General features: G+C 34.1%; 8 protein-coding genes. 5 read left to right on the plus strand and 3 right to left on the minus strand.

Annotated features, from left to right (window positions below):
* The first annotated feature begins 173 nt into the window (after nt 1-173).
* The 3 genes from FOC43_RS07375 to FOC43_RS07385 all read left to right on the plus strand — a co-directional run bounded on the left by FOC43_RS07375 (nt 174) and on the right by FOC43_RS07385 (nt 7,554).
* The gene (locus FOC43_RS07375; RefSeq protein ID WP_002790485.1) at nt 174-1,475 is read left to right on the plus strand and encodes a Na+/H+ antiporter family protein; all 1,302 of its coding nucleotides are present in this window, start codon (nt 174-176) and stop codon (nt 1,473-1,475) included.
* A 133-nt stretch (nt 1,476-1,608) separates the two neighbouring features.
* Complete coding sequence (gene gltB, locus FOC43_RS07380; protein ID WP_004284568.1) at nt 1,609-6,099, plus strand: glutamate synthase large subunit; 4,491 nt, start codon at nt 1,609-1,611, stop codon at nt 6,097-6,099.
* A gap of 9 nt (nt 6,100-6,108) precedes the next feature.
* Entirely contained in the window at nt 6,109-7,554 is a 1,446-nt protein-coding gene (locus tag FOC43_RS07385; protein WP_004284567.1) for a glutamate synthase subunit beta, read from the plus strand.
* On the opposite strand, the gene FOC43_RS07390 is transcribed toward FOC43_RS07385, so the two are convergent.
* On the minus strand, nt 7,555-8,130 hold the full coding sequence (locus tag FOC43_RS07390) for a ribonuclease HII (protein ID WP_002809657.1): 576 nt from the start codon (nt 8,128-8,130) through the stop codon (nt 7,555-7,557).
* A gap of 37 nt (nt 8,131-8,167) precedes the next feature.
* Entirely contained in the window at nt 8,168-8,815 is a 648-nt protein-coding gene (locus tag FOC43_RS07395; protein ID WP_002779391.1) for a ferritin family protein, read from the minus strand.
* A 150-nt stretch (nt 8,816-8,965) separates the two neighbouring features.
* Here FOC43_RS07395 and ilvD point away from each other — a divergent pair, with 150 nt between their 5' ends.
* Nucleotides 8,966-10,642 carry a dihydroxy-acid dehydratase gene (gene ilvD, locus FOC43_RS07400; protein WP_002783498.1) on the plus strand — a complete coding sequence of 559 codons (1,677 nt, stop codon included), beginning with the start codon at nt 8,966-8,968 and terminating at the stop codon, nt 10,640-10,642.
* Between the two features lie 46 nt (nt 10,643-10,688).
* Here ilvD and FOC43_RS07405 read toward each other — a convergent pair whose 3' ends face one another.
* A complete protein-coding gene (locus tag FOC43_RS07405; RefSeq protein ID WP_002783496.1) occupies nt 10,689-11,915 on the minus strand; it encodes an HD domain-containing protein in 1,227 nt (408 codons plus the stop codon).
* A gap of 76 nt (nt 11,916-11,991) precedes the next feature.
* On the opposite strand from FOC43_RS07405, the gene queC reads away from it, so the two are divergent.
* Nucleotides 11,992-12,666, plus strand: coding sequence for a 7-cyano-7-deazaguanine synthase QueC (queC, locus tag FOC43_RS07410; RefSeq protein ID WP_002779268.1), 675 nt, complete (start codon nt 11,992-11,994; stop codon nt 12,664-12,666).
* Nucleotides 12,667-12,669 lie beyond the last annotated feature (3 nt).

Genomic DNA, 12,669 nt, shown 5'->3' on the forward strand with positions numbered 1-12,669 from the left:
TTTTTATTTTAAAAATTTGTGTAATAATAGAATTTTTATCTTAAATATGAAAAAAAGTAACATATATTTATCAATGTTACTAAAATTTACATATTAATTCATTGATAATTTTTATCTCATTTTAAAAAATTTTTCTTTAGAATTAAGCTTTTATAAATTCACAAGGAAAAATTTTGACCCTGCTTACAAATCCTATCATCATCAGTGTAGTTTTGATGACTTTACTTTGTTTATTTCGTTTTAATGTACTTTTGAGTCTTTTGATTTCTGCTTTAGTTGCTGGAATTTTTTCTCATATTGAGATTATGGAAACTATGAGTATTTTAATCGACGGAATGAAGGGAAATTTAAAAACCGCTTTAAGTTATATACTTTTAGGTGCTATTGCTGCTGCGATTTCAAGGACAAATTTAACAGCTTATTTGATTAAGGTAGTCAGTCGTTTTATCTCTCATAAAAAATATCTTTTACTTTTGTCCATAGCTTTGATTTCTTGTTTTTCGCAGAATTTAATTCCTATTCATGTGGCGTTTATTCCTTTGCTAATCCCACCACTTCTAAGTCTTTTTAATAAATTAAAAATCGATCGTAGGGCTGTTGCTTGTGCTTTAACCTTTGGACTTACGACACCTTATATGGTTTTGCCTATAGGTTTTGGACTTAACTTCCAAGATCTTTTAAGAGAAAATTTGGAAAAAAATGGGGTTAATGTCAACTTAGCAGATGTAACAAATGCGATGTATTATGCTGCTATTTGTATGGTGTTAGGACTTTTTTTAGCGCTTTTTGTATTTTATAGAAAACCAAGAGAATATCAAGAAATAGAAATTCAAAAAATGGATTTTGATAATATCAAAATGGGACGCAAAGAATGGGGCGTTTTAGTAGGGCTTATTTTGACTTTGGTTTTACAAATTTTTACGATGAATTTACCTTTATCAGGGCTTTTGGGCTTTATTTCTATGGTGATTTTGGGCGGAGTTGAATATAAAAGTGTCAATGATATTTTTGATGATGGACTTAAATTAATGGGCTTTATCGCTTTTGTTATGCTTGTAGCAGCGGGTTATGGAGAAGTTTTAAAACAAAGCGGTGCTGTAAATGAGCTTGTAAATTCCGTAGTGCCTTGGATGCAAGAAAATAAATTTTTAGCGGTATTTTTAATGCTTTTAATAGGTCTTATTATTACCATGGGTATAGGTACTTCTTTTGGGACTATTCCTATCATAGCTACACTTTTTTGTCCTATTTGTTTAGAACTTGGTTTTAGTGCAGCACTTATTATATTTATCTTAGGAGTAGCAGGGGCCTTAGGAGATGCAGGAAGTCCAGCAAGTGAAACGACGATGGGAACGAGTGTGGGATTAAGTGTAGATAAGCAACACGATCATATAAAAGATACTTGTATTCCTACTTTTATTTTTTATAATGGGCCTTTGCTGATTTTAGGAAGTATCATAGCGATGTTTTTATAATTTTTATAAATCCATTGAAATATTTTTTAATTTATTTATTTTTAAGATAAAAAATATCTCGATATTAAAAAAATATATGTTATAATCCTTAACAAGCTATCAAATTTAAAATCAATCTTATAAGGAGAATAAAATGGATTTGGAAAATATCTTAGAAAACAATCAAAGCGTAGGTTTATATCACCCTAAAAATGAACACGATGCCTGTGGTATTGCCGCAGTTGCCAATATACGCGGTATTGCTTCTTATAAGGTTATTTGTGACGCTTTAGAAATTTTGATGAATCTTGAACACCGAGGCGGTGCGGGAGCTGAAGAAAATTCAGGTGATGGAGCGGGAATTTTGATTCAAATTCCTCATGATTTTTTCATGACTCAAGAGCTTGGTTTTGAGCTTCCTCAAAAAGGTGATTATGCTGTAGCTCAAATGTTTTTATCGCCTAATGCAGATGCTAAAGAAGAAGCAAAAGCGATATTTTTACAAGGTTTAAAAGATAAAAATTTAGAATTTTTAGGTTTTAGAGAAGTGCCTTTTAATCCTAGCGATATAGGAGCAAGCGCTTTAAAAGCTATGCCTTATTTTTTACAAGCTTTTGTAAAAAAACCAAGCACGGTTAATGCAGGACTTGAATTTGAAAGAGTACTTTATGCTTGTCGTCGTCTTATAGAAAAAAGAGCTATTAATGTGCCTAAATTTTATTTTTCAAGCTTTTCTTCACGCACTATAGTTTATAAAGGAATGCTTCTTTCTACTCAATTGAGTGATTTTTATCTTGATTTTAAAGATGTCAATATGAAATCCGCCATTGCTTTGGTGCATTCTCGTTTTTCGACTAATACCTTCCCAAGCTGGGAAAGAGCTCATCCAAACCGCTATATGGTGCATAATGGAGAGATTAACACTATACGAGGAAATGTCGATAGCATAAGAGCTAGAGAAGGTTTGATGGAGAGCGAATATTTTGAAAATTTAGATGAAATTTTTCCTATCATAGCAAAACCAAGTAGTGATTCTGCTATGTTTGATAATACTTTAGAATTTTTAGCTTTAAATGGACGCACTTTAGAAGAAGCTTTTATGATGATGGTGCCAGAACCATGGCATAAAAATGAGAACATGGGAAGTAAAAAGCGTGCTTTTTATGAGTATCATTCTTTATTGATGGAGCCTTGGGATGGACCTGCTGCTATAGTTTTTACTGATGGGGTTATCATGGGGGCGAGTTTAGATAGAAATGGTTTTCGTCCTTCAAGATATTATCTTACAAAAGATGATATGCTCATACTTTCAAGCGAAACAGGAGCTTTAAAACTTGATGAAAACAATATCAAAGCTAAAAAACGCCTAGAACCTGGAAAACTTTTACTTGTAGATACTGCAAGAGGTAGAGTAATAGCTGATAATGAAATCAAAGAGCATTATGCTAATGCGAAGCCTTATAAACAATGGCTTAAAAATTTAGTAGAGCTTGAAAAACAACACAGCGGGGTTTATAAACATAAATTTTTAAAAGAAGATGAGGTTTTAAAACTTCAAAAAGCTTTTGGATGGAGCTATGATGAGCTTAAAATGAGTGTAGCAAGTATGGCACAAAATGGCAAAGAAGCTTTAGCGGCTATGGGTGTGGATACTCCTTTGGCTATTCTTTCTAAGACTTATCAGCCTTTGTATAATTATTTTAAACAACTTTTTGCTCAAGTGACTAATCCACCTTTAGATGCTATAAGAGAAGAGATTGTTACTTCTACAAGGATATATTTAGGAAGCGAAGGGAATTTGCTAAAACCAGATGAAAATAATGCAAAGCGTGTTAAAATTTCTTTGCCTATTATTAGCAATGAAGAGCTTTTCGAGGTTAAAGCCTTAAACAATTTCCAAGTTAAAGAATTTTCTATACTTTATGATTATTCTAAAAAAACTTTAGAAAAGGCTTTAGATGAACTTTGCGTTAAGATAGAAGATGAGGTTAAAAAAGGTGTTTCTATTATCATTTTAAGCGATAAAGGAGTGGATGAAAAAAACGCTTATATCCCTGCTTTGCTTGCTGTTTCTGGAGTGCATAATCATCTAGTAAGAAAAAATTTAAGAACACATACAAGTCTTATCATCGAAAGTGGTGAACCTAGAGAAATTCATCATTTTGCATGTCTTTTAGGTTATGGTGCGACTGTTATTAATCCTTATTTGGTTTATGAGAGTATACAAAAACTCATTGCCAATAAAGATTTAAATTTAAGTTATGAAAAGGCGGTAGAAAATTTTATCAAAGCAAGTTCAAGTGGTATAGTCAAAATTGCTTCTAAAATGGGAGTTTCTACTTTACAAAGTTATAATGGTTCTGCTCTTTTTGAGTGTTTGGGCTTAAGCTCTAAGGTGATTGATAAATACTTTACTTCTACAATTTCACGCATTGAAGGTATGGATTTAGAAGATTTTGAAAAAGAGCTTATTGCTTTACATAAACATGCTTTTAACGATACGCATAAGGCTTTAGATTCTAAAGGAATTCATGGTTTTAGAAGTGCTAAAGAAGAACACTTAATCGATCCACTTGTGATTTTTAATCTTCAGCAAGCTTGTCGCAATAAAGACTATAAAAGCTTTAAAAAATACTCGGCTTTAGTAGATGAAAAACAAGTGAATTTGCGTTCTTTGATGGAATTTGATTTTAGTGAAGCTATCAGTATAGATAAGGTTGAAAGTGTAGAAAGTATAGTTAAACGCTTTAGAACAGGGGCGATGAGTTATGGTTCTATTTCTAAAGAAGCACACGAGTGTTTAGCACAGGCTATGAATAAAATAGGTGCTAAATCAAATTCAGGCGAGGGCGGTGAAGATGAGGAACGCTATGAAATCAAAGATGGAGTCAATAAAAATTCCGCTATCAAACAAGTAGCAAGTGGGCGTTTTGGGGTGGATTTAAACTACTTAAGTCATGCAAAAGAATTACAAATCAAAGTCGCTCAAGGTGCAAAACCAGGCGAGGGCGGACAATTAATGGGCTTTAAAGTTTATCCTTGGATAGCTAAGGCTAGACATTCTACAGCGGGTGTGACGCTTATTTCCCCGCCTCCTCATCATGATATTTATTCTATAGAAGATTTGGCTCAACTCATTTATGATTTAAAAAATGCGAATAAAGACGCCAAAATTTCAGTAAAACTTGTAAGCGAAAATGGTATAGGAACAGTTGCTGCAGGTGTGGCAAAAGCAGGAGCGAATTTAATCCTTGTTTCAGGTTATGATGGAGGTACGGGTGCAAGTCCTAGAACTTCTATACCGCATGCAGGAATTCCTTGGGAGTTAGGTTTGGCTGAAACACATCAAACTTTGATTTTAAATAAGCTTAGAGATAGGGTAAGATTAGAAACTGATGGAAAGCTTATGAATGGACGCGATTTAGCCATAGCAGCACTTTTAGGAGCTGAAGAATTTGGTTTTGCAACCGCGCCTTTGATTGTTTTAGGTTGTACAATGATGAGAGTTTGTCATCTAAATACCTGTCCTTTTGGTATAGCCACTCAAGATACAGAACTTAGAGATCGTTTCAAGGGCAAAGTAGATGATGTGATTAATTTCATGTATTTTATAGCTGAGGAGCTTAGAGAATATATGGCAAGACTTGGTTTTGAACGCCTTGATGATATGATAGGAAGAGTTGATAAACTCCGTCAAAAACCTATGCAAGGTAAAGCAGGTAAAGTGAATTTAGATAAAATTTTAAAATCCTTACCTACTTATAACAGAACCGCTGTGCATTTTAAAGACTATAAAGACAATAAACTTGAAAAAACGATTGATTATAGAATTTTACTGCCACTTTGTAAAAATGCTGTGGAGAAAAAAGAGCCTATCAAACTTTCTTTAGAGGTAGGAAATCAAAGCCGTACTTTTGCTACTATGCTTTCAAGTGAAATTCTAAAAACTTATGGCAAAGACGCTTTAAGCGAAGATAGCATACAAATTAAAGCCATAGGAAATGCAGGCAATAGCTTTGGAGCATTTTTGTTAAAGGGTATTAAGCTTGAGATTATAGGCGATAGCAATGATTATCTAGGTAAAGGTTTAAGCGGAGGTAAGATCATTGCTAAAATTTCAAATGAAGCCACTTTTTCACCTGAAGAAAATATCATCGCAGGAAATGCTTGTTTGTATGGAGCAACCGAGGGTGAAGTGTATTTAGATGGTATAGCAGGAGAAAGATTTTGCGTAAGAAATTCAGGAGCTAAAGCGGTAGTTTTAGGAACAGGCGTGCATGGTTGTGAGTATATGACAGGGGGGCTTGTCGTAGTGCTTGGCGATGTGGGTGCAAACTTTGCTGCAGGTATGAGTGGGGGTGTGGTTTATATCTTTGGAAGACACAATGAAGCCCATGTAAATACCGAGCTTGTGGATATTAAAGATCTTAGCACTAAGGATGAAAAAGAATTAAAAACGATGATAGAAAATCATATCGCTTATACCAATTCTAAAAAGGCTAAGGACATACTCGAAAAATTTGACAAAAAAGACTTTTTTAAAGTTATGCCAAGAGATTATGAAAAAATGTTAGAGATGATCGAGCTTTGCAAAGATGAAGAAGATCCAAGTTTGGCAGCATTTTTGAAAATCACACAAAAATAAGGAGTAAAAATGGGAAATGCAAGAGGTTTTTTAGATTTTAAAAGGGTAGATTTTAAAAAAGTTGCTCCTAAAGAAAGAGTTTTAAATTTCAAAGAATTTACAACGCTTTTAGACAAGAAAGAACAAGAAATTCAGGGCGGACGATGTATGGATTGTGGGGTAGCATTTTGCCATACGGGTGTGATGAGTGAAGGCAAGGATGTAGGCTGTCCTTTAAACAATCTCATCCCTGAATGGAATGATCTTATTTATCGTTCTTTATGGAAAGAAGCTTATGAAAGACTTGATCTTACCAATCCTTTTCCTGAATTTACTGGCCGTGTTTGTCCGGCTCCTTGTGAGGATTCTTGTGTGTGTGCGATTAATGGAAAAAGCGTAAGTATCAAAAATAACGAGCTAGCCATCATAGAAAATGCTTTTAAAGAAAATTTAGTAAGTCCAAATAAACCTAAACAATACAATGGCAAAAAAATCGCCGTCATAGGAAGTGGGCCTGCTGGACTTGCTTGTGCTAATACCTTAAATTCACTTGGCTACAAGGTAAGTGTTTTTGAAAGAAGCGATAAAGTAGGCGGGCTTTTAATGTATGGAATTCCTGATATGAAGCTTGATAAAAGTATAGTTGATAGACGCGTTGATTTACTCAAAGAAAGCGGTATAGAATTTAAGGTAAATGAAAATATAGACAGCAAAGATAAGGTTTCTAAACTTTTAAAAGAATTTGATGCTTTAGTACTTTGCACAGGAGCGAGCAAGCCTATAGATATTGATATAGAAGGTAGAAAACTAAAGGGCGTTGAATTTGCTCTTGATTTCTTAACGCAAAATACCAAAACCTTGCTAAAAACAGGTAAGGGTGCTGATACAGCAAAGGGTAAAAATGTCTTGGTTATAGGAAGTGGGGACACAAGTGTTGATTGTATCGCTGTAGCTACAAGACAAGGAGCTAAGTCCATAGTGCGTTTTGAAAGAAGCCCAAAAAGACCTTTACAAAGAAGCCAAAGCAATCCTTGGCCTTTAAAAGCTGATATCTTTACGACAGATTATGGTTTAGAAGAAGCCATTGCTGTATATGGCAAAGATCCTAGAGAATATCAAAAAATGACAAAAAAATTCTTAGGTAAAGACAAAGTAGAAAGCGTAGAAGCATGTGATTTAAAACGCGAATTCAAAGAAGGTAAGGCTATAAATGTCGAACTTCCAAATTCTAATCAAAACTATAAAGCAGATTTAGTACTTTTGGCTATGGGTTTTAGCGGAAGTGAAGATGCTATCGCTAGTAATTTTGGAGTAAGTTTGGATGAGAAAAACAATGTCAAAACAAAGAATTTCCAAACCACACATGAAAAAATCTTTGCTTGTGGAGATGCTAGAAAAGGACAATCTTTAGTCGTTTGGGCTATAAAAGACGGTATAGAGTGTGCTTTAAATATACATGAGAATTTAGCAAAATAGTCATAAAAGTTTAAAACTTTTGCGATGAAGCTTGCAAATTCCAAATTTTGCTATCAATTCCTTATGGGCTTTTGTCCCATAAGCCTTGTTTTTTTCAAACTCATAGCAAGGAAAATCTTTAGCTAAAAAATTCATTACCCTATCTTTGCTCACCTTTGCAAGTATGCTTGCTGCACTTACTTGTTTGATATTGGCATCGGCTTTGATTTGAGTTTTTATACCGCTAATGCCTAAATTTGTATTGCCATCGTATAAGAAATTATTTTCTGTTTTAAAGTGTTTTTTTATGAGTGTTAAACCCATTTTTAAACAAGCGCTAAGCCCTATTTCATCAATTTTTTCTGAAGAAAAAGCAAGTATGAGATAATTTGAATTTTTGATGATAATTTCATAAAGTTCTTCGCGTCTTTTTTCGCTCAATTTTTTAGAATCACAAAGCCCCTCAAGATCTTTATGCAGTTTACAAGCTGCCATCATCATAGGACCTGCTAAGGCACCTCGTCCTGCTTCATCAATGCCGATTAAGTTAATATCAAATGGAGTTAAAAGTTCGTTTTCTTCAAATAAAGTTTTCAAATTTTCTCTAAGAAAGGGCGAAAAATCGCCCAAGGATTTAGCCTAAAAATTCACGCTTAAAGTATTCTTTAGGTGCTTTACATAAAGGACAGGCTGCAGGAGCTTTTTTGCCACGATGGATATGTCCACAAACCTCACAAACCCATAGTTCTTCTACTTCGCTATTAAAGAATTCTTCTTCTTCAAGCATTTTTTTAAGAGCTAGGTATTCTCTTTCGTGTTCTATTTCTACTTTTCCAATCGCAGTAAATAATCTTGCTATAGCTTTTTTACCCTCATCTTCAGCGATTTTAGCAAAATTTGGATACATAGTTGTGTGCTCATAGTTTTCACCTTCTGCAGCAGTTACTAGGTTTTTTGTAGTTACTTCTAAAGGTTTGCCATCAACGATTTCGTGATAAGCTTTAAATTCAGCTCTTGCATGCCATTTTTCATTTTCTGCTGCTTCTCTAAAATGTCTTGCAACCGCATGCCATCCTTCTTCTTCAGCTACATCCGCAAATAAATCGTATTTATTTCTAGCCATTGATTCTCCAGCAAAAGCTTTCATCAAATTTATTGCAGTTAAATCTTGAGTGATACACTCCATCTCAACACCACAACAGCTAAGTTTTCCACCGCCTACATTTTGAACTTCTACTTCATTGCCGCATTTTGGACATTTATAGGATTCATATTGTCTCATTTTGTACTCCTTTTTGATAATCAAAAAGCATTGTATTATAAAAAAATACTTTTGTCAATTGATGAAAATTATACACAGAAAGCTTACTTCTTGCAAGTAAATTTTATAAAAATTAAGTTATAATATTAAAAAAATATTAAGGAGTTTTTAGTGAGAAGTGATGCGATTAAAAAAGGGCATTTAAAAGCACCCAACCGCTCTTTACTTAGAGCATGTGGCTTAAAAGATGAGGATTTTGACAAGCCTTTTATAGGTGTGGCAAATAGCTATATTGATATTATTCCAGGGCATTATTTTTTAAATGAATATGCAAAAATTATAAAAGATGAAATTCGAAAAAATGGCTGTATCCCTTTTGAATTTAACACTATAGGCGTGGATGATGGCATAGCTATGGGTCATGAGGGTATGCTTTATTCTTTGCCGAGTCGTGAAATCATTGCAAATTCAGTTGAAAGCGTTATGAATGCGCATCAGTTAGATGCTTTAATTTGTATTCCAAATTGTGATAAAATCACTCCAGGTATGCTAATGGGTGCTTTAAGGGTTAATGTACCGACTATTTTTGTAAGCGGTGGTCCTATGCGTTCGGGTGTGACTAAAAAGGGTGAAAAAATAAGTCTTAGTTCAGTTTTTGAAGCTGTAGGAGCATATGAGGCCAATAAAATCAGCGAAGAAGAATTTAAAGATATAGAATGTTCGGCTTGCCCAAGTGGAGGCTCTTGCTCGGGTATGTTTACTGCAAATTCTATGAATACTTTATGTGAAGCTATGGGTATAGCTTTAGAAGGAAATGGTACGATCTTAGCACTTAGTAAAGAAAGAGAAGAGCTTTTAAGAAAGGCTGCAAGAAGAATTTGTGAAATCGCTTTAGATGAAAGATTTAAAATCAAAAATATTATCACCCAAAAAGCTATAAGAAATGCTATGGTGGTAGATATGGCAATGGGTGGAAGCACAAATACAATCTTACATATGCTAGCTATTTCAAGAGAAGCGGGAGTTGCGCTTGATATCAAGGATTTAAATTTTATTTCAAGCAAGGTTGCACATATTGCAAAAATCGCTCCATCACTTAATACTGTTTATATGGATGATATCCATAAAGCAGGGGGTGTAAGTGCTGTAATGGCTGAAATTTCAAGCAGAGAAGGACATATTTTAGAGCTTGATGCCTTAACCATCACAGGAGAAAGTTTACAAGATCGTTTAAAAAATGCTAAAATCAAAGATGAAACCATCATTCGTAAGGTAGATAATGCTTACTCTAAAGTAGGGGGGCTTGCGGTTTTATTTGGAAATTTAGCCGAACAAGGCTGTGTTGTAAAAACTGCAGGCATTACAGGAGAGAGAAAATTCAAGGGCAAAGCTGTTTGTTTTAATTCGCAAGATGAAGCTATTAAAGGTATCATTAAAGGTAAAGTGCAAAAAGGCGATGTTTGCGTGATCCGTTATGAAGGGCCAAAGGGTGGCCCAGGTATGCAAGAGATGTTAAGTCCAACTTCACTTATCATGGGTATGGGGCTTGGTGCAGATGTGGCTTTGATTACCGATGGAAGATTTAGCGGTGCAACAAGGGGTTTAAGCATAGGTCATGTTTCTCCTGAAGCTGCTGAGGGTGGACTTATAGGGCTTTTAAAAGATGGTGATGAGATAGAAATCGATGTAGATGCTTATATCATCAATGCAAATTTAAGCGATGAAGAAATCGCAAAACGCAAAAATGACTTTGTAATGCCTCAAAAAGAAGTAAAATCCAGATGGCTTAGAATGTATCAAAAACTTGTAACAAATGCTAGCAAGGGTGCGGTTTTAGATATGGAATGAAAGAGTTTCTTTCATTCCGTTCTTGGAGTTTATAATCAAAATAAGATTAAATTTTAAAATAATCCCTAAATTCTCTACAAATTTCGAGGAAATTTACTCCATCGATTGTAGGGCTTTCGTTGAAAAATCTAAACATATCTTCAAAACCGTTTTCAAGTTCTTTAGACTTTACTCCATAGCTTATGCTAAGCCCTGCTTCGATAAAAGCAGCGATTTTATCGCAGTATTTTAAAGCCTTGCCATCAATTGCTCCAAATTCGTTTTGATTAAAAGAGCTTAAACTTCCGCTACAAAGCTCTATTTTAGCATTTTTATAGGTGCGATTTTCAAATTCATTTTTGACAAAACTTGCTTCATTGCTTCTGCCCTCTCTAATGCCTAAGATATAAGAAAATTCAGCCCTTAAACCCTCAGGTACAAAGGGTAAAATTCTATCATTGATCAGTTTCATTTCATAATCATTGATGATAGTGTGAAGTCCGTCTATGCCGTATTTTACAGGGCTTATGATATCACGCGTTAAAGATTCAGGTAAATCATGAAATAAAGCGCAATAAAAATTGTTTTCAAGTCTTTTATCGCAAGCTTTGATTTTAAGTGAATAAAAATATCCTAAAATCGCCACTACAAGCATATGTCCTAAAACAGCAGTTTCAGGTATGCGCGGGGTTTGAGCCCAACGCTTTTGAAAACGAAGTCTTCCGCTTAAATCAATTATTTTTGCGATTTTTTGATTAAGAGCGATTTTTCTAGCTCCTATAAGCTCATAGTAATCTTCTAATTCTTCTTCAACTTTGTTTTTAATCTCATCAATATCATTTAAAAAAGCTGAGGTTTGATAAACTATGTTAAATTCCCATCTTGTAGCAAAATATGAAGCTGCTTTTAAGATAAGTCTTTCTTTAGCATAAGCATTACCATTTAAATACGCTTCAAAACGCTTTAGAAATTCCCCATCTTCTATATCTTCTATCATAGGTTCGATTTTGCTTAAAACCCAAGCATTAACTTCAGCTTTTTTTTGACGCACGATTTCATGATACACATCAGGGCGTATATCAGTTACCACAACACGACTTAAAAACTCAAAAATTCCTCCTTCTATAATCACTCTCATATCCACATCTTTTTCCATTTTTGCAATGAAATAAGCTATGATAAATTTATGAGCTTGTTTGTCAAGTTCAACCAAATTTGCCATTCTTGGATAATCATTCCAACGACTGATAGAAGCGGCTTTAAAAATGTGTTCTATGAGTTTTATGTTTATCATGCTTTTGCCTTTTTTGCAATTTAAATTTAAAAATTTTCGTTAAAATTGTGAAATTATAGCAAATTTAAGGATAAAAATGAGTAAAAAAGCACTTTGTATCATAAGTGGCGGTATGGATAGTACTTTGTGTGCTTATCTGGCCAAAAAAGAAGGTTATGAAATCATCGCTTTGCATTTTGACTATGAACAACGCACTCAAGAAAAAGAAAAAGAATGTTTTAAGCAAATTTGCAAGGCTTTAAAAGTAGAAAAATCTTATATTTTAGATGTGAGTTTTATCAAAGATATAGGGGGCAATGCCTTAACCGATAAAAGTATAGACATCCCTAAAAATGAGCTTTGTACAAGCGATACTCCACCTATCACTTATGTGCCTTTTCGCAATGGAATTTTCTTAAGTATAGCAGGATCTTTGGCTGAAAAGGAAAATTGTGAGAGTATTTTTATAGGGGTGGTAGAAGAAGATGGCAGTGGTTATCCTGACTGTACTGATGAGTTTATACAAAAGGCACAAGAATTTATCAATGAAGGTACGAGTAAGAATTTCAAAGTTTGTATAAAAACTCCGCTTGTTAGACTAAACAAAGCTAAAATTGTAGAACTAGCCTTAAAAGAAAATGTACCTTTAGAACTTACTTGGTCTTGTTATGAGAGTGAAGATGAAGCTTGTGGGGAGTGCGATAGTTGTTTGCTTCGTTTAAGAGGTTTTGAAAAAGCAGGATTTAAAGATAAGATTAAATATAAGTCCTAGTTT

Source organism: Campylobacter coli (assembly GCF_009730395.1).
Classification (GTDB): domain Bacteria; phylum Campylobacterota; class Campylobacteria; order Campylobacterales; family Campylobacteraceae; genus Campylobacter_D; species Campylobacter_D coli.